Raw genomic sequence first — 20,663 nt, forward strand, 5'->3', positions numbered from 1 at the left:
CGACCGCAGATCCCACCCGCCCGTATCCCCGACGGTGGGCCGGCCTCGCCGTGCTCTGTCTGAGCCTGCTGATCGTCGTGATGGCGAACACCGCGCTGATCGTCGCGGCGCCGAGCATGCTGCGCGAACTGCGGCTCACCAGCACCGACATGCAGTGGGTGATCGACGGTTACACCGTCCCGTACGCCGCGCTGATGCTGCTCGCCGGCGTCCTCGGCGACCGCTACGGCCGGCGGCACGCCCTCCTCGCCGGCCTGGCCGTCTTCGCCGCGGGGGCCGTGTTCGGCAGCCTTGCCGGCACCGCGACCGAGGTGATCGTCGCCCGCATCACCATGGGTGTCGGCGCCGCGGTGATCATGCCCGCGACCCTGTCCCTGCTCGTCGCCATGTTCCCGGCCTCGGAACGGCCCCGCGCCATCGCCGCCTGGGCCGCGACGTCCGGACTGGCGATCGCGCTCGGCCCGTTGCTCGCGGGGTGGCTGCTCGAACAGCACGCGTGGGGTTCGACCTTCCTCATCAACGTGCCGATCGCGGCGTTCGCCGCGGTCGCGGCGCTCGCGCTGGTGCCGCCGTCCCGGGCCGAGCACCTCCCCCGCATCGACTGGGTGGGCGGCGCCCTGTCCGTGGCCGCCGTCGGCTCCCTCGTCTTCGGCATCATCGAGGGCTTCCACTTCGGTTGGAACGCAACGCCGCTCGGCTCCCTTGCGGTCGCGGCCCTCGCCGGTGCCGCGTTCGTCGCCTGGGAACTGCGCCACCCGCAGCCGCTGCTGGACCTCCGGCGCGTCACCGACCGCGCCGTCGGTGGCGCGTGCCTGTCCGTGCTGCTGCTCTTCCTCGCGTCGTTCGGGGCGATCTACTTCGTGGCGCAGCACTTCCAGTTCGTGTTCGGCTACAGCCCCCTCGACACCGGTCTGCGCCTGCTCCCCCTGGCCGGCGCCGTCTCGATCGGATCGGCCGTGAGCGGGCGGCTGGCCCCACGCCTCGGCGCACGCGTCGCGATCGGTGCCGGAATGGCCGTCGCCGCGGCCGGCGTCCTCACTCCGACCCTCCTCGACGACGGTTCCGGATACGGGCTGTTCCTCGTCTCGCTCGTGCTTCTCGGCCTCGGCATCGGGCTGGCCGCACCCCCGGCTACGGACCTCGTGATGAGCGGATTCCCCGAGTCCGACCTCGGCGCCGCAGGGGGCCTGAACGACACCGCGGTCGAACTCGGCGGATCCCTCGGCATCGCCGTGCTGGGCTCGGTGCTGGCCACCACCTACCAGCGCGAGATCTCCGGGTTCCTCACAGGACTGCCGCTCGCGAATCTCGACGGGCCGATGGCCGCGCAGGCCGACACGGCCGTCGCTGCGGCGGGCGATTCCGTGGGCGGTGCGGCGATCGTCGCCGACGAGCTGGCGAAGAACCCGTTCGCCTCCTCCTACGCCCAGCCGCTTCTCGACGCATCGGCCTCCGCGTTCTCGCAGGCGATCACCTCGGCGAGTCTCGTGAGCGGCCTCGCCCTGGCCGTCGGCACCGTCGTCGTCGTCGCGGTCCTGCCCCGCCGCGGCTGAGCGCTCAGCCCGCCGAGCGCGCCCCCGAGCCCAGCGGCTCGGGGACGAGCAGCAGGTCGCGCGACAGCGCCCAGCTGCGGGTCCGCTTGTCGAGGAACGCGAAGTGGTCCTCCCCGTCGACGACGTGCAGTGCCACCGGATCGCCCGCGGCGACCGCCGCCGCCGCATAGCGCTCGGCGACCTTCACCGGCACCTGGGCGTCCTCGGTGCCGTGCACGAGAGCGACCGGCACGCCGATCGGCACCCGGTGCCGGGGCGACGCCGACCGGTACAACTCCGGATCCGTGGCGTAGGGCTGACCGAACAGATCCTCGATGTACCCGATCCGCCGGCCGCGTTCGCCCGCGGACGCGAGGTCGAGCGCGCCCGCCTGGGAGACGACGAGTTCGGGGCGCACCTGCGAGCGCTGACCCGCAAGCCACACGGCGAGCTGACCGCCGGCCGAATGCCCGACGACCCGCACCCGGGCCGGATCCAGTTCGACGCCCGCAGCCAGGGCCCGCTCGGCCACCACGGTGGCGACGGCGTCGAGGGCCGCGACGACGTCGGCGGACATCTCCGGCCACCGCCCGCCCGCGCCGAGCCGCCGGTACTCGACGTTCCACGCCGCCACACCGTGCGCGGCGAGTTCGAGCGACAGCGGCGTGCCGAGGTTGAGGTGGTACTTCCCGCTCCAGAAGCCGCCGTGGACGACCATCACGACGGGCACGGGCCCGGCGGGATCCGCGGCGTCCGGCAGGTACAGGTGGCCGAACTGCTGCGGCTGCGGACCGTAGGCGATACGGGTTCGGGACATGCGTGACACGCTAGTGCAGCGGCATCCGCGCACCGTGCTGGAGCCGCCGGGGCTCATGCGGCCAGCGAGATCCCGTCCTTGGCCCGGGCCATGGACTCCTCGGACGGCGGACCTGCGGGATTCTCGGTGGCCAGCGCCTGGTTGAGCGCGACGAACGGGCGCATCCGCTCCTCGTAGGCGGCGAACGCCGTGACGTGGTCGGCGTCGGGCCGTCCCATCTCCTCGGCAAGCACGTAGGCGCCCACCAGGGCGAGGCTCGTGCCCTGCCCGGACAGCACCGAGGCGCAGTAGCCGGCGTCGCCGACCAGGGCCACCCGGCCGGTGAACCAGCGGTCCATGCGGATCTGCGCCATCGCGTCGAAGTAGAAGTCCGGGGCGCCGGCCATCGCCCGCAGCAGCGCGGGAATCGCCCACTCCAGCCCGGTCAGTCGCTCGGCGACCATCTGCTTCTGCAGTTCGACGTCCCGGTGGTCGTACGTCAACGGTCCGGACGTGAAGCCGACGGTGACCCGCAGTTCGGCGTTGTCGCGCACCGGGTAGACAGCGCCGCCGGTACCGGAGGGCGCGTCCTGGAACCACAGCTGCCAGTGGTCGAGGCCGAGGAAGTTCGCCGTCGGAAAGATCGCCAGGTACCGGCCGAGATGTTCGACGAACCGCTGCTCCGGTCCGAAGGCGAGCCGTCGCACTACGGAGTGCATGCCGTCCGCGCCGACCACAGCGTCGAAGGTACGGACGGCGCCGCTCTCGAACTCGACGCGGACCCCGTCCGCGTCCTGCCTCAGCGCGGTGATCGAGTCGCCGAAGAGGTACTCGGCTCGCTCCTCGGTCACCTCGTACAACATCGCGGTCAGGTCCTCACGCAGCACTTCGACGTCCTCGCTGTCCAGCCTGCCGCTGCTGAACGCGACGTCCTCGGACCGGAAGAGTTCGTTGCCGTCTCCGTCGAGCATCGACATTCCGCGCATGCGGGTGCGGGCTGCCCGCACCCGCGCACCGAGCCCCATCCGATCGATCACCTCGAGCGCCACGCCGCGGAGGTCGACCGCCTGGCCGCCCTCGCGGGGGTGGGGTGATCGCTCCACCACCGTCACCGAGAAGCCCTTCCGCGCCAGCCAGTAGGCCAGGGCCGGGCCGGCGACACCGGCTCCGGAGATCAAGACGTTCCGCATGATGTACCTCCGACGGTTCGTACGCTGCACGCGCTCTGCAATGACGTTGTATACGCTGTCATTTCAGTGTTTCATCCGCCAGGAGTGTGCTAGTACAGTCGGGGCGGGTGTACCAGCACAGACGGGAGCGGGCATGGCGACCGAGCGGTACCTGACCATCGCGGCGGACCTCCGGCACCGGATCACCCGGGGGGAACTGCCGGCCGGCGCCAGGCTGCCCTCCACCCGCCGGATCGCCGCCGAGTGGGGCGTCGCGACGGCCACCGCCGCCAAGGCGCTCGCCACGCTGAAGCAGGAGGGCCTGGCCCGCGCCGAACCGCGTTCCGGCACCGTGGTCGCCGGTCCGAGACCAACACCGGCGGCGACGCCGCGGCCGGCGCGTCGCCCCACCCGGCGACCCGCGCCCGGCCGGCAGCAGCCGGAGCTCACCCGCGATCGGGTCGTGCGGGCCGCCGTCGCGATCGCCGACGCCGAAGGCCTCGGCGCGCTCTCCATGCGTGGTGTCGCGGCCCGTCTCGGGGTCGCACCGATGTCGCCGTACCGATACGTGGCCGGCAAGGACGAACTGATCGTGCTGATGGCTGACGCCGCGTTCGGCGAGCGGGGCTACCCGGCGCGGCCACCCGCCGGCTGGCGCGCCCCCCTCGAGCTCTACGCGCGCACCCTCTGGTCGCTGCACCGCCGGCATCCCTGGCTCGCCCAGCTCGGCCCGATAACCCGGCCGCTTCCGCTACCCAACCTGGCGGCGCACGCGGAGTGGGCACTGGCCGCGCTCCACGAGCTCGGCGTCGACGTTGATACCGCATTCGACCTGCACGTGCTGCTGTTCAGCTACGTGCAGGGCCTCGCCGTCCACATCGAACGCGAACGGCAGGCACTCGGCGCGTCCGGAGTGTCCGAGGACGAGTGGATGGACGACCAGCTTCCAGTACTAAGGGCGATCGTCGGCTCCGGCAGCTACCCGACGTTCGCCCGGACACTCGTCGCACTCTCCGCGGAGGGCTACGACCTCGACCTCGACCACCTGTTCGAGCTCGGCCTGGGTGCGCTGCTCGACGGCCTGGCCGTACGGCTCGACCGCCGGGCCCCGTGAAGCGCGGTCCGCGCGGCGAGGTCCCGAGGAAACCCCGGAACCGGAAGCCTCCGAACGCGTTCCGGAGCCGGTTCCCGGGTCATTCGACGGGCCGGGCGCCCCACCGTGCGGTGAGCACTCCCACCGCTCCGAGCGCTACGGCCGCGGCCGTGGACGTTCGCAGCACCGTCGGCCCGAGCAGCACCGGCCGGGCCCCCGCGGTCGTCAGCGCGGCGATCTCGGCGTCGTCGACACCGCCCTCCGGCCCGACCACGAGCATCAGCTCGGTGGCGTCGGCCAGCGGCAGCGCGGCGAACGCTTCGGTGGCCGACTCGTGCAGGACCGCCGCGACGCCCCCGCGGGCGACGGTCGCGCGCACGGCCTCGGCGACGCCCGCGGTCCGCTGGACCGGCGCCACCTCCGGAACGTGGGCGCGCCGGGACTGTTTCGCGGCCGCCACCGCGACGGCCTGCCATCGCGCGACGCCCTTGGCTGCCTTCGGCCCGTCCCAGCGAGCGACGCACCGCGCGGCCTGCCACGGCACGAACGCGTCGGCACCCGCCTCCGTCGCCAGCTCCACGGCCAGTTCGGAACGATCGGACTTCGGCAACGCCTGCACCACGGTGACCCACGGGCGCGGTGCAGGGACCTCGCGACGAGCCAGGACGCGGGCCTCGAGCCGGTCCTTCGCGGTGGCCGTCACCTCCACCTCGGCGACGTGGCCGCGGCCGTCCGACAGGACGAGGCGCTCACCCACCGCGATGCGCCGCACCGTCGCCGCGTGGCGGCCCTCCTTGCCGTCGAGGACCGCGACGGCCCCGGCCTCGGGCAGCGGATCGAGATAGAACAGGGTTGCGGCCACCGCCCGGGCCTCAGCGCGCGCTGAACGCGTCGCGCAGCCGGGAGAAGAAGCCCCCGGCGTGCTGCGAGCCGGTGGTGACGACCTCGGGCACCTCGTGCTCGCGCTTGCGACGGAACTCCTCGAGAAGCTTGGACTGCTTGCCGTCGAGCTTCGACGGGACCACCACCTCGAGGTGGGCGTGCACGTCCCCGCGCACCCCGGAGCGCAGTTTGGGCATGCCGTGGCCCCGCAGCACCGCCACCGACCCGGGCTGCGTGCCGGGTTCGACGGTGATCTCGGCGGGTCCGTCGATGAGGGTGTCGAGCACGACGGTGGTGCCCAGCGCCGCGTCGACCATCGGGATCCGGATCGTGCAGTGCAGGTCGTCGCCGTCGCGCACGAACACGTCGTGCGCCTGCTCGATGATCTCGACGTACAAGTCGCCGGCGGGGCCGCCGCCGGGGCCCACCTCGCCCTGCGCGGCCAGCCGGATGCGCATGCCGTTGCTGACGCCGGCCGGCACCTTGACCGTGATCTCGCGGCGGGCCCGCACCCGGCCGTCGCCGCCGCACTTGCGGCACGGGTCCGGGATCGTCTCGCCGGCGCCGCGGCACGTCGGGCACGGCCGCGAGGTCATGACCTGGCCGAGGAACGAGCGCTGCACCGACTGCACCTCACCGGCGCCGCCGCACGTCTCGCAGCGCACGGGCTTGGAGTCGCCGTTGGTACCGGACCCGGTGCAGCCGTCGCACAGGATCGCGGTCTCCACGGCGATCTGCTTGCTGACACCGGTAGCGCACTCCTCGAGCGTCAGCCGGGTGCGCAGCAGCGAGTCCGCGCCGGGCTGGACGCGGCCCCTGGGCCCGCGGGACGTGGTGGCCCCGCCGCCGAAGAACGCCTCGAACACGTCGCCGAGGCCGCCGAAGCCGGCACCGGAGAAGCCACCGCCCGCCCCCGGGCCGGACCCGAGCGGGTCCCCGCCGAGGTCGACGATGCGCCGCTTCTCCGGGTCGGAGAGCACCTCGTACGCCGTGGAGATCTCCTGGAACCGCTTCTGCGCCGCCTCGTCCGGGTTCACATCCGGGTGGTGCTCGCGCGCGAGCTTGCGATACGCCCGCTTGATCTCCTGATCCGTCGCGTTCTTCGACACGCCGAGCGTCCCGTAGTAGTCCCGTGCCACGTGAGTTCTTCGTCCTTCTCTATTCGCACAGATGTTGTGTCGTCGGATGGTCCGTCCGCGCCGCCCGGCGCTCAGCGTTCGCCGAGCACCTCACCGATATAGCGGGCGACCGCAGCCACCGACGCAATGGTCCCCGGGTAGTCCATCCGGGTGGGGCCGAGCACGCCGAGGCCGCCGAAGACGGTGCCCGCGGCACCGTACCCGGTGGACACGACGGATGTACCGCGCATCTGCTCGACCTGGGTTTCCTCGCCGATCCGCACCGTCACGCGGCCGGCGTCCTGCGTCGCCGCCAGCAGCTTGAGGACCACCACCTGCTCCTCGAGCGCCTCGAGCACGGTACGCAGCGAGCCGGGGAAGCCGGCGTGCGCGTCGAAGTCGGCGGCGTTGCGCGTCAGGTTCGCCGTCCCGCCGAGCACGAGCCGCTCCTCGGGATGCTCGACGAGGGTTTCCACCAGCACGGTGGCGCAGCGGATGACCGCATCGCGCAGCTCGTCGGGCGCATCCTCGGCGAGCTCGCTCACCGCGATCGACGCCGCGGCGAGCCGCTTGCCGGTCAGCGCGGCACCGAGCAGGTCCCGCAGCCGCGACAGGTCCTCCTCGCCGAGGACGTCACCGAGCTCGACGAGGCGCTGGTCCACCCGGCCGGAGTCGGTGATGAGCACCAGCAGCAACCGGGCGGGGGTCAACGCGACCACCTCGAGGTGGCGGACCGACGAAGCCGACAGCGTGGGGTACTGCACCACCGCCACCTGCCGGGTCAGCTGCGCCAGCAGCCGGACGCCGCGCCGCAGCACGTCGTCGAGGTCCACACCCGACTCGAGGAACTGCAGGATCGCCCGGCGCTCGGCCCCCGAGAGCGGCTTGACGTCGGCGATCCGGTCGACGAACTGGCGGTAGCCCTTGTCCGTGGGAACCCGGCCGGAGCTGGTGTGCGGCTGGGTGATGTACCCCTCGGCCTCGAGCACGGCCATGTCGTTGCGGACCGTCGCGCTGGACACCCCCAGGTTGTGGCGCTCGACGAGCGTCTTCGAACCGATGGGTTCCTTGGTGGACACGTAATCGGCCACGATTGCTCGCAACACCTCGAAGCGTCGTTCCTCGGTGCTCGACATCCCGCCCACCTCCGTCTCTGCTGTCGCACCCGGAACGGCACGCACCACCGCAGGACGGTGCACTGCGTGCCGTTTCGCTCCAGTTTAGTCGCCGGTCCCGGACGGCGAGCGGGACGGCGCCCGCCGGCGCCGCGTCGTAAGTTGGTGCCATGATCTTCAAGGGCGTCCGGGACGGCAAGCCGTATCCCGACCACGGGCTCTCGCTGCGCGACTGGGCACAGATCCCGCCCCGGCAGGTGCGGCTCGACCAGATCGTCACCACCACGAAGGTGCTCGAGCTCGACCGGCTGCTGTCGGAGGACTCCACCTTCTACGGCGACCTCTTCCCGCACGCGGTCCAGTGGAAGGGTGTGCTGTACCTCGAGGACGGCCTGCACCGGGCCGTGCGCTCGGCGCTGCGCAACCGCACCGTCCTGCATGCACGAGTGTTCGACTACGACGCCCTGTTCCCCCAGGCCCCGGAGGCCGACACCACCGAGGTTTAGGCATCGCACCGCTGCGCGGTCAGGGCGCCGGGCCGCCGCGCGGTCAGGGCGCCGGGCCGCCGCGCGATCAGGTCAGGATCGTGCGCACCACCGCGTCGGCGAGGAGCCGGCCGCGATCGGTGAGCACCAGCCGACCGGCGCACAGTTCGGCGAGGCCGTCCGCGACGACGGTCTCGGCGGCGCGTCGCTCGCCGGGGGCGAGCACGTCCAACGGCAGGCCGGTGCGCAGCCGCACCTCGAGCATCACCCGTTCGGTGTGGACGTCGCCGGCGGTGAGCAGCTCGCTGCCCCCGACCGGGAGCCCGCCGGCGGCGAGCGCGTCCGCGTAGCGCGCCGGGTGCTTGACGTTCCACCAGCGGACGCCGCCGACGTGGCTGTGCGCGCCCGGCCCGGCCCCCCACCAGTCGCCGCCGTCCCAGTAGCCGAGGTTGTGGGCGCACCGCGCCGACGGGTCGTCGGCGCGCGCCCAGTTCGACACCTCATACCAGGTCAGGCCGGCGGCCTCGAGCCGCGCGTCGATGCGTTCGTAGCGGGCCGCGAGCACGTCGTCGTCGGGGGCCGGCAGTTCGCCCCTGCGCACCCGGCGGGCGAGCGCGGTGCCGTCCTCGACGATCAGCGCGTACGCCGAGACATGATCGACGTCCGCCGCGAGCACGGCGTCGAGGGACGCGTCGAGGTCCTCGTCCCGCTCGCCGGGGGTGCCGTAGATGAGGTCGAGGTTGACGTGGTCGAATCCGGCGGCCCGCGCCTCGCCCGCCGCCGCGACGGCCCGGCCCGGGGTGTGCGTGCGGTCGAGTACCGCCAGCACGTGCGGGGCGGCGGACTGCATGCCCAGCGACACGCGGGTGTAACCGGCTCCGCGGATGCCGTCGAAGAACTCCGGCGACGTCGATTCCGGGTTGGACTCCGTCGTCACCTCGGCACCCGCAGCGAGACCGAAGCTCGACCGGACCGCAGCCAGCACCTGCGACAGGCCGTCGGCACCGAGCAACGACGGGGTGCCACCGCCGACGAAGACGGTCTGCGCTTCCGGGGCCCCGAGCAGTTGCGCCGCGGTGTCGAGCTCGCGGCGCAACCCCTCGAGCCACGACTGCGGGGACGCCGACGTGCCGAGCTCGCCGGCGGTGTAGGTGTTGAAGTCGCAATAGCCGCAGCGGGTCGCGCAGAACGGGACGTGCACGTACACACCGAACGGGCGGGAACCGACACCGGCGAGGGCCGAGGCCGGCAATTCGAGCACTGCTCCGACTCCGACATTGGTTCCACTCACTCCCCCAGTGTTCCAGAAGTCCGAGCGGCGCCCGCCGCCCGAGCACGGTCCGGACACGCCACCCCGGCCGGGCGCTGTCACCTCGGCATTTCCCCGAAATTCGGCGTAAATACCGCCACGTTTCGAGAACAGGCCCGTGACATGGCACAATGGTCCGCATGACCGGACCCGGAGTGCGACTCGTGGCGCGACGCCACGTCGACCTCAAGCGCGTCTGTGCATCGCGGTGTCTGTCCTGCACCGCCGGTTTCTGCGCCGACTGTCGATAGTCGGCCCCACCCCCGGCAGCCCCCGCTTCCCGCCGGGTCGAGGCATGTCCGCGCCGGGCTCAGCCCGCCCTGCCGATCCCGATCCGGTCCCTCGCGAACTCCAGGAGTACCCGTATGTCGTCGACCACCGACGTCTCCCCCGCCGGCGATACGACCGAAACCGCCGCGGCCCGCCCCCGGTCGGCCCGGCCCGCCAAGCAGCGCGCGGAGGGCCAGTGGGCCCTCGGCTACCGTGAGCCGCTCAATCCCAACGAGCAGGTCAAGAAGGACGACAACCCGCTCAACGTGCGCCGCCGCATCGAAGACATCTACGCGCACACGGGATTCGACGGAATCGACCGGAGCGACCTGCGCAACCGGTTCCGCTGGTGGGGCCTGTACACGCAGCGCGAACAGGGCTACGACGGCACCTACACCGGCGACGAGAACACCGATCTGCTCGAGGCGAAGTACTTCATGATGCGGGTGCGCTGCGACGGCGGCGCCCTGAATCTCGCGCAGCTGCGCACGATCGCGGGGATCTCGACCGAATTCGGTCGCGACACCGCCGACCTGTCGGACCGCGAGAACGTCCAGTACCACTGGATCGAGGTCGAGAACGTCCCGGAGATCTGGCGCCGTCTCGAGTCCGTCGGCCTGAAGACCACCGAGGCGTGCGGCGACTGCCCCCGCGTGGTCCTCGGCTCCCCCCTCGCCGGCGAGTCCCTCGACGAGATCATCGACGGCACACCGGCGGTCGATGAGATCGTCCGCCGCTACATCGGCGACCCGAAGTACTCGAACCTGCCGCGCAAGTTCAAGACCGCGATCTCCGGTCAGCAGGACGTGGTGCACGAGATCAACGACGTCGCATTCGTCGGCGTGAACCACCCCGAGTACGGCCCCGGCTTCGACCTGTGGGTCGGCGGCGGCCTGTCGACGAATCCGATGCTGGCGCAACGGGTCGGCGCGTGGGTGCCGCTCGCCGAAGTACCCGACGTGTGGGAGGCCGTCGTGTCGGTCTTCCGCGACTACGGCTACCGCCGCCTGCGCTCGAAGGCACGGCTGAAGTTCCTGATCAAGGACTGGGGCGTCGAGAAGTTCCGGGACGTTCTCGAAACGGAATACCTGAAGCGGCCGCTGCTGGACGGACCCGCGCCGGAGAAGCCGGCGCGCCCGATCGACCACGTGGGCGTGCAGAAGCTGCGCAACGGACTCAACGCGGTCGGCGTCGCCCCCATCGCGGGCCGGGTCTCCGGCACGATCCTCGCCGCCGTCGCCGACGCGGCCGAGAAGGCCGGCTCCGATCGCATCCGCTTCACGCCCTACCAGAAGCTCATCGTGCTCGACGTCGCCGACGAGAAGGTCGATCAGCTGATCGCCGACCTCGGCGAACTGGGCCTGCCCGCGAATCCGACGCCGTGGCGCAAGAACCTGATGGCCTGCACGGGCATCGAGTTCTGCAAGCTGTCGTTCGTCGAGACCCGCAAGCGCTCGCAGGCGCTGGTGCCCGAACTCGAGCAGCGCCTCGCCGACATCAACGCCCAGCTGGACGTTCCGGTGACGATCAACATCAACGGCTGCCCCAACTCGTGCGCGCGTTCGCAGGTCGCCGACATCGGCTTCAAGGGCCAGCTCGTCGACGACGGGGACGGCAACCAGGTGGAGGGTTTCCAGGTGCACCTCGGCGGGACGCTCGGCATGGATGCCGCGTTCGGCCGCAAGCTGCGCCAGCACAAGGTGACCAGCGCCGAGATGGGCGACTACATCGAGCGTGTGGTGCGCACCTTCGTCAAGCACCGCACTGCGGGAGAACGCTTCTCGCAGTGGGTGCTGCGCGCGGACGAGGCCGATTTGCGATGACCGGGGAGCAGACGATCGAAGGACGGAACGTGACCACGACACGGACAACGGAGGAACTACGGGAACTGGCCGCGCAGGGGGCGGCCACTCTCGACGGCGCCTCGACGCGGGAGTTGCTGCAGTGGACCGAGGAGAACTTCGGCGACTCGTACATCGTGGCGTCGAACATGCAGGACGGGGTGCTCGTGCACCTCGCGGCGCAGGTGCATCCCGGTGTGGACGTGCTGTTCCTCGACACCGGCTACCACTTCGCCGAGACCCTCGGCACCCGTGACGCCGTGGCGCAGGTGTACGGCGTCAACCTGGTCGAGGCCAAGGCGCAGCAGACGGTGGCCGAGCAGGACGCACTGCTGGGCAAGGATCTGTTCGCGCGGGACCCCAACGAGTGCTGCCGCCTGCGAAAGGTGGTGCCGCTGAAGGAGACCCTGAAGGGCTACCAGGCGTGGGTCACCGGCATCCGCCGGGTGGAGGCCCCCACCCGGGCCAACGCCCCGCTGATCTCCTTCGACGATGCCTTCGGGCTGGTGAAGATCAACCCGATCGCCGCGTGGTCCGACGAGGACATGCAGAACTACATCGACGAGCACGGGATCCTCGTCAATCCCCTGGTCGACGAGGGCTATCCGTCCATCGGGTGCGCCCCCTGCACCGCCAAACCACTACCCGGAGCCGATCCGCGCAGCGGACGGTGGGCCGGCCGAGCCAAGATCGAATGCGGGTTGCACGCCTCATGACACTCATCGACACGAATTTCTCCGAATCCCGCCGCAAGTCGGACGGCAACAGGTTCGACACCCTCGACGCGCTCGAGTCGGAAGCGATCCACATCTTCCGCGAGGTCGCCGGCGAATTCGAGCGCCCGGTGATCCTGTTCTCGGGCGGCAAGGACTCGACGGTCCTGCTGCACCTGGCACTCAAGGCCTTCTGGCCGGCGCCGCTGCCGTTCGCGCTGCTGCACGTCGACACCGGGCACAACCTTCCCGAGGTCCTCGAGTTCCGCGACCACGTCGTCGAGAAGTACGGGCTGCGGCTGCACGTGGCGAAGGTCGAGGACTACCTCGCCGACGGCCGCCTCACCGAGCGGCCCGACGGGATCCGCAATCCGCTGCAGACGGTACCGCTGCTCGACGCCATCGCCGAGAACCGCTTCGACGCGGTGTTCGGCGGCGGCCGCCGCGACGAGGAGCGCTCCCGCGCCAAGGAACGGATCTTCTCGCTGCGCAACGCGTTCGGCCAGTGGGATCCCAAGCGGCAGCGGCCCGAGCTGTGGAACCTGTACAACGGCCGGCACGCCCCCGGCGAGCACGTCCGGGTCTTTCCGTTGAGCAACTTCACCGAACTCGACATCTGGCGGTACATCGCCCGGGAGAACGTCGAACTCGCCGGCATCTACTACGCCCACCAGCGCCCGGTGTACCGGCGCGACGGCATGTGGATGACGCCCGGCGTCTGGGGCGGCCCGGCCGAGGGCGAGGACCTCGAGGTCCGGTCGGTGCGCTACCGCACGGTCGGCGACGGCTCCACCACCGGCGCGATCCTGTCCGAGGCCGCCGACAACGAGGCGATCCTCGCCGAGGTCGCCGCGTCGCGGCTCACCGAGCGCGGGGCCACCCGCGGCGACGACCGCGTTTCCGAAGCGGCCATGGAGGACCGCAAGCGAGAGGGATATTTCTGATCATGAGCGACCTCCTTCGACTCGCCACTGCCGGCAGCGTCGACGACGGCAAGTCCACCCTCGTGGGCCGGCTGCTGTACGACACCAAGTCCGTGCTGGCCGACCAGATCGACGCGGTCACCCGCGCCTCGGTCGACAAGGGTCTCGACACCCCCGACCTGTCCCTGCTCGTCGACGGCCTGCGCGCCGAGCGCGAACAGGGCATCACCATCGACGTCGCGTACCGCTACTTCGCCACACCCCGGCGCAGCTTCGTGCTGGCGGACACCCCGGGACATGTGCAGTACACCCGCAACACCGTCTCGGGTGCGTCCACCGCCCAGCTCGTGGTGCTGCTCGTCGACGCCCGCAAGGGCGTGATCTCGCAGACCCGCAAGCACGCCGCCGTCCTCGCGCTGCTCGGCGTGCCCAAGCTCGTCCTGGCGGTCAACAAGATCGACCTGGTCGACGACCCGGCACGCGTCTTCGCCGACATCTGCGGCGAGTTCAACGCCCTGACGCGGTCGCTCGGCTGGTCCCCGGAGGACGTGCAGGAGATACCGGTCTCCGCCTTGCACGGGGACAACGTCGCGGTCCGTTCGGAGAACACGCCGTACTACGACGGTCCGACGCTCATCGAGCACCTCGAGTCCGTCCCGGTCGACGCCGACGTCCACGGCCGCCACGAGATCGGCCTGCGGTTCCCGGTCCAGTACGTGATCCGGCCCCGCACCGCCGAGTTCCCGGACTATCGCGGCTACGCCGGACAGATTGCGGCGGGCAGCGTCCGTCCCGGCGACGAGGTCGTGATCCTGCCCGCGGGTACCCGGACCACGATCGAGCGGATCGACACCGCCGACGGCGAGCTCGACGTCGCGCACGCCGGCCGCAGCGTCACGCTGGTCCTCGCGGACGACGTCGACGTCTCCCGCGGCGACGTCATCGCGGCCCCGGCCGCCGCCCCGGAACCGATCGGCCAGTTCGAGGCGACGGTGTGCTGGCTGGCGGAGAAGCCGCTGCGGCCCGGCGCCCGGCTGCTGCTCAAGCACGGCACCCGCACGACGCAGGCGATCGTCGGGACGCTCGAGGAGCGCTTCGACGAGCAGACCCTGACCTCGGTTCCCACCCCCGAGTCGCTCGAGCTCAACGAGATCGCCCGCATCACCGTCCGGGTCGCCGAGCCCATCGCGGCCGACGACTACAAGGTCAACCGCCGCACGGGCAGCTTCCTGCTCATCGACCCCGCGGGCGGCAACACCCTCGCCGCGGGCCTGGTGGGCAACAGCCTCGCCGAGATCGAACTCGGGGACCGCGTCCCCGCATGATCCCGCTCGTCGCCGTCGCGCACGGCAGCCGTGACCCGCGCTCGGCGCGCGCCATGGCTGCCGTGCTCGCGGTGCTGCGGGAACGCCATCCGGGCCGGAACGTGCGGCTTGCGTTCCTGGACCTGAACACCCCGTCGGTGGGGCAGGTCGTCGACGCCGTCGCCGCCGAGGGGCACCGCCGCGTGGTGGTGGTCCCGTTGCTGCTGGGCAGCGCCTTCCACGCCCGCGTGGACCTGCCCGCACTCCTCGCCGAGGCCCGCGTCCGGCACCCGCTCCTCGACGTGATCCAGGCGGACGTCCTCGGCGCCGACGACCGTCTCGTCGCGGCGGCCCGCGAGGCGATCGCCGCCACCGGTGTCTCCCGGACCGACCCGACGGTGGGCGTCGCGCTGTGCGCGGTCGGATCCCGCCGCCGGGACGCCAACGCCACCACCGACGCGATCACCCCGCGCCTGCTGCGGGGCACGTCGTGGGCGTGGGGCCGGACGTGCTTCGCCACCGCCGCGGCACCGACCGTCGTCGACGCCCTGTCGGACCTGCGCGCCGCCGGCGCCACCACCCTCGTGCTCGCGCCGTGGATGCTCGCCCCCGGTCTGCTGTGGGACCGCGCCCTCGCCGCCGCCCGAGCGGCGTTCCCCGAGGTCAGCTGCGCCGGCACCCTCGCGGCCTCCGATGCCGTCGGGCTCGTGATCGACGAGCGCTACCGGCAGTCGCTCGTGCACGCCGGGACCGCCGAGCACCTCATCGCCTGACATCCACCGATTGCCTCTGGCGCACGCCGGTCGTATCGGCACAGACTGGAGTCGAGGCAAGGAGGCATCGTCATGGCCACAGCACCGATTCGGCACGGGATCGTAGTCGGCATCGACGGTTCGGACGGCTCGTTCTCCGCGGCCCACTGGGCCGCATCCGCCGCCCGGATCTTCCGCGAGCCGCTGCACCTCGTCAACGTGCTACCCGATGCGCCGAGCGCGACCGGCGGCAGATCCAAGGAGGAGTTCGCCAAGCTCCTGCAGGCCGACAGCGAACGGCTGCTCGAACGCGCCCGCCAGGCGGCTCTCGACGGCCGCACGGACGTCACCGTCGAATGCAGCAGCCGGCCGGGACCGCCCGCGAAGACCCTCGTCGAACTGTCGAAGACCGCCCGCCTGCTGGTGGTGGGCCGGACCACGACCGGCGAGCTGCGCTCGATGTTCGCCGGCTCCGACGTCGTCCGCGTCGCCAACCACGCCCGTTGCCCGGTCGTGGCGTGGCGTGGCGAGGGCGACCACGAGGAGGTGGACACCCGGCCGGTCGTCGTCGGCGTCGACGGCAGCGCGTTGAGCAACGCCGCCGTCGAGCATGCGTTCGAGTTCGCGTCGTTCCTCGGCGCACCGCTGATCGCCGTGCATGCGTGGACCGAGCAGTCGACCCTGCGGGGCTACGACGAGTCCGCCCGCTTCGTCGACTGGTCGACGTACGCGGAGCAGAAGGCCGCCGACCTCGCGGAGAGCCTGGCCGGATGGCGTGAGCGGTATCCCGACGTCGAGATGCGGACGGAGCTCGAGCGGCGCGGCGCGATGGTGGCCCTCATCGAGCGCTCCATCGACGCGCAACTCGTCGCGGTGGGCAGTCACGGTCGCAGCACGATCGCGTCGGCCCTGCTCGGCTCCACCGGCCAGGGCCTGCTCCACCACTCCCGCTGCCCGGTACTCATCTGCCGCGAGTGACGCACGCGTCCGTGAACCTTCGGTCGCGCAAGGAATTTCCGGCGCAGCAGTCCGCAGGGCGCGCGGATCCCCGACTCCGTCGCTCTAGTTCGCCGCGTCGGTGTAGATCACGGCGATACTGCCGGTACCGGGCCGGAACAGCTCGGCGTCGACCGTGCTCCAGCCACCGAGATCCTCGACGGTCCACAGCCTTTCGGGGGCCGGGAAGTCGTCGGCGAACTCGCGTGCGACGCCCGGGTCGGCGGGTCGGAATCCGGCCGCAGCCCACAGCCGTTGCGCCTCCACGGTGTAGAGGAAGTCGTTGAAGTCCTGCGCCGCCCGCACGTCGGGTGCGTTGTCGATCACCGCGGCGGGGCTGTCGATCCGGAGAGTGGTGGTCAGGGGTACCCGCCGCACGGCGGCGCCGTCGCGCTCGAGCCGCAACGCCTCGTGTTCCGGGAGGAGCAGCACGTCGCCGGTGCCCTGCACGAACGCTTCCACGGCCTCTTCGCCGCTCGCGGGCGAGGTTTCGACGTGGTCGCCGACGAGCGCGGCGAGGTAGTCCAGCCCCGCCTGCGGATCGGCGCCGCCGTCGCTCGTCGCGGCGTACGCGGCGAGCAGGTTCAGCTTCGCCGCCCCGGAGGCCGACGGGTCAGGGGTGATCACCTCGAGGCCGGGCGCGAGCAGATCGTCCCAGCCCGCCACGCCCCGGGGATTGCCCTCCCGCACGACCATCGTCACGACGGACCCGTACGGGACTCCCCGGTACGCTCCCGCGTTCCAGTCCGGGTCGACGAGCCCCGCATCGACGAGTCCGGTCAGGTCCGGCACCGATGCGAAGGTGACGAAATCGGCCGAGGCACCGTCCACGACGGCGGCGGCCTGCTGCGCGGAGGGTCCGGACGCGACGTCGAAGCGGACGTCCTCGCCGGCGTCGGTGGCACCGAACGCGGCGATCACCGTGTCCAGCGCGGTCCGGGCACCGTCGTGGGCGTCCAGGTCGACGGTGGGCCCGGGAACCCCGGAGCCGGCCTCGGCCGCGTCGCCGCGATCGCCGGGGCCGGCCGAACACGCGGTGAGCACCGCGGCGGTGAGCGCGGTGAGCGCCGCGACGTGCCGGCCCGGACGAGATTTCACGATGTACCTCCGGCGCGGGGTCAGCGGGTCAGCAGCCAGGCCACGACGACGAGAACGAGCAGGGCCAGCAGGGCCAGGGTCACGCGCGAGCGTGGCATGTCAGCAATCCTCCGTCTTCCGTTCGGACGCGGCCGGCTCTCTGCGTCCGACGGCGGCGAGCACGCCCGCGAGGGCGCGGTCGAGCAGCCAGGCCACGCCGGCGCACAACGGCACCATGACGACCAGCACCAGCGCGACCTGCGGGACGAAGGGAAGGCCGGCCAGCCACAACTCGAAGCCGTCCCACCACGAAGCCACCCGATCCACGCCCCCACCCTAGCCGTCGCCGTTTCGGTGGACGCCGACGGCCGGATGCCGGGATCATGAGGTGATGGCACAGACGTTTCAGGGATCCGGGATCTCCGCCGCGCATTCCCACCCGCCACACCGCAGCCCGTACCCACCGATCGACGACTACGCGTTCCTGTCGGACTGCGAAACGACATGCCTCATCGCGCGCAACGGGGCGGTGGAATGGATGTGCCTACCCCGGCCCGACTCGCCCAGCGTGTTCGGGGCGATTCTCGACCGCAGCGCCGGCTACTTCCGCGTCGGACCGCACGACCGCACCGTCCCCGCCGCACGCCGGTACCTGCCCGGCGGACTGATCCTCGAGACCACGTGGCAGACCGAGACGGGATGGATGGTGGTGCGGGACGCGCTCGTGATGGGACCCTGGCATGCCGTCCAGGAGCGATCGCGCACTCACACCCGGACGCCGACGGACTGGGACGCCGAGCACATGTTGCTGCGCACCGTCCGGTGCGTGAGCGGGACGGTGGAACTCGACGTCAGTTGTGCGCCGGCGTTCGACTACCACCGCGCCCCGGTGCGCTGGGAGTACACGGGCAAGGTGTACGAGGAGGCCACCGCGGTCTGCACGGGCGGCGAACCCGGCGAGCATCCCGAACTGCGGCTCACCACCGACCTCCGGCTCGGACTCGAGGGCGGCGAGGCCCGGGCACGAACCCGGATGGTCAAGGGCGACAAGGCGTTCGTGGCACTGTCGTGGTCGGATGTGCAGTGTCCCGCCACGTTCGAGGAAGCCGCCGCGAAAATGGCGGAGACGGCCGATTTCTGGCGCGAGTGGATCACCACGGGCCGTTTCCCCGATCACCCCTGGCGGAGTTATCTGCAGGCCAGCGCCCTGACCCTCAAGGGCCTGACCTACGCACCGACCGGCGCCCTGCTCGCGGCGGCCACCACTTCGCTTCCGGAAACGCCTGGCGGAGAACGTAACTGGGACTACCGCTACGCATGGGTGCGGGATTCCACGTTCGCACTGTGGGGCCTGTACACCCTCGGCCTCGACCGGGAGGCCGACGCGTTCTTCGCGTTCATCTCCGACGCCTCCCGCAGCGAGGACGGCCGGTTGCAGCCGCTGCAGGTGATGTACGGCGTAGGCGGGGAGCGCGTGCTCACCGAATCGCAGCTCGACCACCTGTGCGGCTACGACGGGGCCCGTCCGGTGCGCATCGGCAACGATGCGTATCACCAAACGCAGCACGACATCTGGGGCGCCATGCTCGACTCGGTGTACCTGCACGCGAGGACCCGGCGACACATGCCCCAGACCTTCTGGCCGGCCGTGCAGCGGCTCGTCGGCCAGGCGGAGGACCACTGGCGCCTGCCCGATCGCGGCATCTGGGAGGTACGGGGAGAGCCGCAGCACTTCACCTCGTCCAAGGTGATGTGCTGGGTCGCCCTCGACCGCGGCGCGCGACTGGCGCGCATGCAGGGCCGCCCGGACCACGCCGCGCGGTGGGACTCCGTCGCCGACGAGATCAAGGCGGACATCCTCGCCCACGGCGTCGACGAGCGCGGGGTGTTCACCCAGCGCTACGGTCATCCCTCCCTGGACGCGTCCGCGCTGCTGGTCGTGCTGCTGCGGTTCCTGCCGGCCGACGACCCGCGGGTGCGGGCGACGGTCCTGGCGATCGAGGACGAACTGACCGAGGACGGACTGGTCCTGCGGTACCGGGTGGACTCCACCGACGACGGATTGACCGGCGAGGAGGGCACCTTCACGATCTGCTCGTTCTGGCTGGTCTCCGCCCTGGTGGAGATCGGCGAGGTGGAACGGGCCCGCGTCCTGTGCGAACGGCTCCTCGGCTACGCCAGCCCGCTCAAGCTATACGCCGAGGAGATCGACCCGCGCTCGGGCCGGCACCTGGGCAATTTCCCCCAGGCGTTCACCCACCTGGCGCAGATCAACGCGGTCGTGCACGTGATCCGCGCGGAGGAACAGATCGCGGCCGGGGAGTTCCTGCCCGCGCGTCCGGCGCCCTGACCCGCTACCCGAAGCGGCGCAGCAGTTCCTCCGCGCGGGTCGCGATGTCGCGGACGATCTCGCCGGCGGGCCGCTGTTCCCGCACGAGTCCGGCGGCCTCGCCCGCGTAGACCACGCCGAGCCGGGGGTCGTTGCCGTCGTACGCGGCGGCGAGGGTCTCCTCGTCGGCGCCGCGCCCGTGCCACTCGGCGGTGTAGTCGTTCACCAGGGCCCGGCCGCCCCACCGCGCCGGCCACGGCTGGTGCCGGGCCCGGTCGAAGACGTCGGTGTAGACGGTGTCGGTGCTGCCGGCCGCGACGAGCCTGTCCCGGGCGTACTCCGGGCCCACCGTCTCGGGGCTCGCCAGCAGGGCGGTGCCGACGAGCGCGCCCTCGGCGCCGGCCGCGAGAACCGCGGCCAGTCCCCGTCCGGACGCGATGCCGCCGGCGGCGAGCACCGGCAGCGACGTCGACTCGAGCACCTCCTGCAGGAGCGGCAGCGTCCCGATGCGGCCGGTGTGCCCGCCGGCCTCGTGTCCCTGCGCGACGACGGCGTCGACCCCGGCGGCCTCGACGATCCGCAGGTCCTCGATCGTGTTGATCTGGGAGATCGCCAGGGCGCCCGCCGCGTGCACGCGCGGCACATAGGGCGCCGGATCGCCGAAGGACAGCGACACCACCCGGGGCCGTTCGGCCAGCACTGCGTCGAGGAGACTGTCGTCGGCGGCCAGCGACCACGTCATCAGGCCGAACCCGAGCAGCCCGCCGCCGAGTTCGCGGGCCACCGCCGACTCGGCCGCCAGCCACTGCGGGGTGTTGTAGCGCGCGGCTCCGATCAGGCCGAGGCCACCTGCGCGGGTCACCTCGCCGGCCAGCCGGCCGCCGGCGCGGCCTCCCATCGGGGCGCCGAGCAGCGGGACGGTGACGCCCAGGGTGCGCGTGAGCCAGGTCTCGAGCACG

General features: G+C 71.8%; 19 protein-coding genes. 10 read left to right on the top strand and 9 right to left on the bottom strand.

From position 1 onward, the window contains the following. Positions 1-1,553, top strand: a 1,553-nt coding sequence (locus tag G6038_RS21425) for an MFS transporter (RefSeq protein WP_165039776.1), incomplete at its 5' end; no start/stop codon positions are given. A 4-nt stretch (positions 1,554-1,557) separates the two neighbouring features. Here G6038_RS21425 and G6038_RS21430 read toward each other — a convergent pair. Beyond that, on the bottom strand, positions 1,558-2,349 hold the full coding sequence (locus G6038_RS21430) for an alpha/beta fold hydrolase (RefSeq protein ID WP_165039777.1): 792 nt from the start codon (positions 2,347-2,349) through the stop codon (positions 1,558-1,560). A gap of 53 nt (positions 2,350-2,402) precedes the next feature. Then, on the bottom strand, positions 2,403-3,518 hold the full coding sequence (locus tag G6038_RS21435) for an FAD-dependent monooxygenase (protein WP_165039778.1): 1,116 nt from the start codon (positions 3,516-3,518) through the stop codon (positions 2,403-2,405). A gap of 133 nt (positions 3,519-3,651) precedes the next feature. On the opposite strand from G6038_RS21435, the gene G6038_RS21440 reads away from it, so the two are divergent. After that, positions 3,652-4,611: a GntR family transcriptional regulator gene (locus G6038_RS21440; RefSeq protein ID WP_165039779.1), complete on the top strand. Its 960-nt coding sequence runs from the start codon at positions 3,652-3,654 to the stop codon at positions 4,609-4,611. Positions 4,612-4,690: 79 nt separating this feature from the next. On the opposite strand, the gene G6038_RS21445 is transcribed toward G6038_RS21440, so the two are convergent. The 3 genes from G6038_RS21445 to hrcA form a co-directional block, all read right to left on the bottom strand. Further along, positions 4,691-5,452, bottom strand: a complete 762-nt coding sequence (locus tag G6038_RS21445) for a 16S rRNA (uracil(1498)-N(3))-methyltransferase (protein WP_165039780.1) — start codon at positions 5,450-5,452, stop codon at positions 4,691-4,693. A gap of 10 nt (positions 5,453-5,462) precedes the next feature. After that, positions 5,463-6,611, bottom strand: a complete 1,149-nt coding sequence (gene dnaJ / locus G6038_RS21450; protein ID WP_165039781.1) for a molecular chaperone DnaJ — start codon at positions 6,609-6,611, stop codon at positions 5,463-5,465. A gap of 71 nt (positions 6,612-6,682) precedes the next feature. Beyond that, positions 6,683-7,726, bottom strand: a complete 1,044-nt coding sequence (gene hrcA, locus G6038_RS21455; protein ID WP_165039782.1) for a heat-inducible transcriptional repressor HrcA — start codon at positions 7,724-7,726, stop codon at positions 6,683-6,685. A gap of 149 nt (positions 7,727-7,875) precedes the next feature. Here hrcA and G6038_RS21460 point away from each other — a divergent pair, with 149 nt between their 5' ends. Then, complete coding sequence (locus G6038_RS21460; protein WP_165039783.1) at positions 7,876-8,211, top strand: type II toxin-antitoxin system VapB family antitoxin; 336 nt, start codon at positions 7,876-7,878, stop codon at positions 8,209-8,211. Between the two features lie 67 nt (positions 8,212-8,278). Here the strand turns inward: G6038_RS21460 and hemW are convergent, their stop codons facing one another. Further along, complete coding sequence (hemW, locus tag G6038_RS21465; RefSeq protein WP_165039784.1) at positions 8,279-9,481, bottom strand: radical SAM family heme chaperone HemW; 1,203 nt, start codon at positions 9,479-9,481, stop codon at positions 8,279-8,281. Positions 9,482-9,864: 383 nt separating this feature from the next. Between hemW and G6038_RS21470 the strand changes: the two genes are divergently transcribed. From G6038_RS21470 to G6038_RS21495, 6 genes are all read left to right on the top strand, one after another. Further along, entirely contained in the window at positions 9,865-11,592 is a 1,728-nt protein-coding gene (locus tag G6038_RS21470) for a nitrite/sulfite reductase (RefSeq protein ID WP_165039785.1), read from the top strand. Next, positions 11,589-12,326 carry a phosphoadenylyl-sulfate reductase gene (locus G6038_RS21475; RefSeq protein ID WP_165039786.1) on the top strand — a complete coding sequence of 246 codons (738 nt, stop codon included), beginning with the start codon at positions 11,589-11,591 and terminating at the stop codon, positions 12,324-12,326. The genes G6038_RS21470 and G6038_RS21475 overlap by 4 nt, the downstream gene beginning before the upstream one ends. Further along, positions 12,323-13,267, top strand: a complete 945-nt coding sequence (gene cysD / locus G6038_RS21480; RefSeq protein WP_165039787.1) for a sulfate adenylyltransferase subunit CysD — start codon at positions 12,323-12,325, stop codon at positions 13,265-13,267. The genes G6038_RS21475 and cysD overlap by 4 nt, the downstream gene beginning before the upstream one ends. Positions 13,268-13,269: 2 nt before the next feature. Beyond that, on the top strand, positions 13,270-14,571 hold the full coding sequence (locus tag G6038_RS21485) for a GTP-binding protein (RefSeq protein WP_165039788.1): 1,302 nt from the start codon (positions 13,270-13,272) through the stop codon (positions 14,569-14,571). Further along, on the top strand, positions 14,568-15,323 hold the full coding sequence (locus tag G6038_RS21490; protein WP_165039789.1) for a CbiX/SirB N-terminal domain-containing protein: 756 nt from the start codon (positions 14,568-14,570) through the stop codon (positions 15,321-15,323). The genes G6038_RS21485 and G6038_RS21490 overlap by 4 nt, the downstream gene beginning before the upstream one ends. A 72-nt stretch (positions 15,324-15,395) precedes the next feature. Beyond that, the gene (locus tag G6038_RS21495) at positions 15,396-16,280 is read left to right on the top strand and encodes a universal stress protein (RefSeq protein WP_165039790.1); all 885 of its coding nucleotides are present in this window, start codon (positions 15,396-15,398) and stop codon (positions 16,278-16,280) included. 84 nt (positions 16,281-16,364) lie between these two features. On the opposite strand, the gene G6038_RS21500 is transcribed toward G6038_RS21495, so the two are convergent. Continuing rightward, positions 16,365-17,396, bottom strand: a complete 1,032-nt coding sequence (locus G6038_RS21500; protein WP_165039791.1) for an extracellular solute-binding protein — start codon at positions 17,394-17,396, stop codon at positions 16,365-16,367. A gap of 99 nt (positions 17,397-17,495) precedes the next feature. Beyond that, on the bottom strand, positions 17,496-17,702 hold the full coding sequence (locus tag G6038_RS21505; RefSeq protein ID WP_165039792.1) for a hypothetical protein: 207 nt from the start codon (positions 17,700-17,702) through the stop codon (positions 17,496-17,498). A 64-nt stretch (positions 17,703-17,766) separates the two neighbouring features. On the opposite strand from G6038_RS21505, the gene G6038_RS21510 reads away from it, so the two are divergent. After that, positions 17,767-19,725, top strand: a complete 1,959-nt coding sequence (locus G6038_RS21510; protein WP_165039793.1) for a glycoside hydrolase family 15 protein — start codon at positions 17,767-17,769, stop codon at positions 19,723-19,725. Between the two features lie 4 nt (positions 19,726-19,729). On the opposite strand, the gene G6038_RS21515 is transcribed toward G6038_RS21510, so the two are convergent. Beyond that, the gene (locus G6038_RS21515) at positions 19,730-20,662 is read right to left on the bottom strand and encodes a nitronate monooxygenase (RefSeq protein WP_165039794.1); all 933 of its coding nucleotides are present in this window, start codon (positions 20,660-20,662) and stop codon (positions 19,730-19,732) included. Position 20,663: the final 1 nt, after the last annotated feature.

The sequence above is a fragment of the Rhodococcus sp. 14C212 genome (assembly GCF_011058195.1).
Lineage (GTDB): Bacteria > Actinomycetota > Actinomycetes > Mycobacteriales > Mycobacteriaceae > Rhodococcus > Rhodococcus aetherivorans.

Coding starts and splice junctions, on each gene's coding strand:
- G6038_RS21430 (WP_165039777.1), bottom strand. CDS start 2,349: ATGTCCCGAACCCGTATCGCCTACGGTCCGCAGCCGCAGCAGTTCGGC.
- G6038_RS21435 (WP_165039778.1), bottom strand. CDS start 3,518: ATGCGGAACGTCTTGATCTCCGGAGCCGGTGTCGCCGGCCCGGCCCTG.
- G6038_RS21440 (WP_165039779.1), top strand. CDS start 3,652: ATGGCGACCGAGCGGTACCTGACCATCGCGGCGGACCTCCGGCACCGG.
- hrcA (WP_165039782.1), bottom strand. CDS start 7,726: ATGTCGAGCACCGAGGAACGACGCTTCGAGGTGTTGCGAGCAATCGTG.
- G6038_RS21460 (WP_165039783.1), top strand. CDS start 7,876: ATGATCTTCAAGGGCGTCCGGGACGGCAAGCCGTATCCCGACCACGGG.
- G6038_RS21470 (WP_165039785.1), top strand. CDS start 9,865: ATGTCGTCGACCACCGACGTCTCCCCCGCCGGCGATACGACCGAAACC.
- G6038_RS21475 (WP_165039786.1), top strand. CDS start 11,589: ATGACCGGGGAGCAGACGATCGAAGGACGGAACGTGACCACGACACGG.
- cysD (WP_165039787.1), top strand. CDS start 12,323: ATGACACTCATCGACACGAATTTCTCCGAATCCCGCCGCAAGTCGGAC.
- G6038_RS21485 (WP_165039788.1), top strand. CDS start 13,270: ATGAGCGACCTCCTTCGACTCGCCACTGCCGGCAGCGTCGACGACGGC.
- G6038_RS21490 (WP_165039789.1), top strand. CDS start 14,568: ATGATCCCGCTCGTCGCCGTCGCGCACGGCAGCCGTGACCCGCGCTCG.
- G6038_RS21495 (WP_165039790.1), top strand. CDS start 15,396: ATGGCCACAGCACCGATTCGGCACGGGATCGTAGTCGGCATCGACGGT.
- G6038_RS21510 (WP_165039793.1), top strand. CDS start 17,767: ATGGCACAGACGTTTCAGGGATCCGGGATCTCCGCCGCGCATTCCCAC.